Source organism: Deltaproteobacteria bacterium (assembly GCA_019912665.1).
In the GTDB taxonomy this organism is placed as follows: domain Bacteria; phylum Desulfobacterota; class GWC2-55-46; order GWC2-55-46; family GWC2-55-46; genus UBA5799.
In genome coordinates this window covers 1-1,194 of record JAIOIE010000017.1, presented here as the reverse complement: position 1 = coordinate 1,194, position 1,194 = coordinate 1, and the positions used below count along the sequence as shown (strand labels likewise).

General features: G+C 58.6%; 1 protein-coding gene. It reads left to right on the top strand.

Going from position 1 to position 1,194, the window contains the following annotated elements; genetic code table 11:
* Positions 1–10: 10 nt before the first annotated feature.
* Positions 11–1,194: elongation factor Tu (gene tuf, locus K8I01_04430; protein MBZ0219661.1), on the top strand; the 1,184-nt coding region annotated here is incomplete at its 3' end.

Sequence of the window (1,194 nt, the reverse complement as noted above, 5' to 3'; positions counted from 1 at the left end):
GGAGGAAAAAATGAGCAAGGCTAAATTCGAGAGAGGCAAGGCGCACCTTAACGTAGGCACGATAGGCCACGTTGACCACGGGAAGACCTCGCTTACCGCGGCGATAACCAAGGTCCTTAGCTCGAAGGGGTACGCGGAGTTTCTGGCGTACGAGAACATAGACAAGGCGCCCGAGGAGAGGGAGAGGGGAGTAACGATCTCCATATCCCACGTCGAGTACCAGACCGACAAGAGGCACTACGCGCACATAGACTGCCCGGGTCACGCGGATTATATAAAGAACATGATAACGGGCGCTGCGCAGATGGACGGCGCGATAATGGTCGTTTCCGCTGCTGACGGTCCGATGCCCCAGACGAGGGAACATATCCTCCTTGCGAGGCAGGTCGGCGTTCCCTACATAGTAGTGTTCCTCAACAAGGTGGACATGGTGGATGACAAGGAGCTTCTGGACCTTGTCGAGCTCGAGGTGAGGGAGCTTCTGAACCAGTACAAGTTCCCCGGGGACGAGATCCCTGTAATAAAGGGTAGCGCCCTTAAGATACTCGAGTGCGGGTGCGGCAAGAAGGAATGCCAGTGGTGCGGCGCGATACACGAGCTTACCGAGGCGCTGGACACCTACATACCCGAGCCCAAGAGGGAAGTGGACAAGCCCTTCCTCATGCCGGTCGAGGACGTTTTCTCGATATCGGGGCGCGGCACTGTCGTAACGGGCAGGGTCGAGAGGGGCGTTATAAAGGTGGGCGAGGAGATCGAGATAATAGGGCTCCGTCCGACGACGAAGACTACCGTTACGGGAGTCGAGATGTTCAGGAAGCTCCTGGACGAGGGCCGTGCCGGAGACAACATAGGCGCGCTTCTTAGGGGCACGAAGAAGGAAGAGGTGGAGAGGGGCCAGGTGCTTGCGAAGCCCGGGTCGGTTACTCCGCACACGAAGTTCAAGGGCGAGGTCTATATCCTTACGAAGGAAGAGGGAGGCCGCCACACGCCGTTCTTTAACGGCTACAGGCCGCAGTTCTACTTCAGGACGACCGACGTCACGGGCATTGTGACTCTTCCCGAGGGGACCGAGATGGTCATGCCCGGCGACAACATAAGCATAGACGTGGCGCTCATAACGCCGATAGCGATGGAAGAGGGCCTGAGGTTCGCGATCCGCGAGGGCGGAAGGACGGTCGGCGCGGGCGTCGTTAC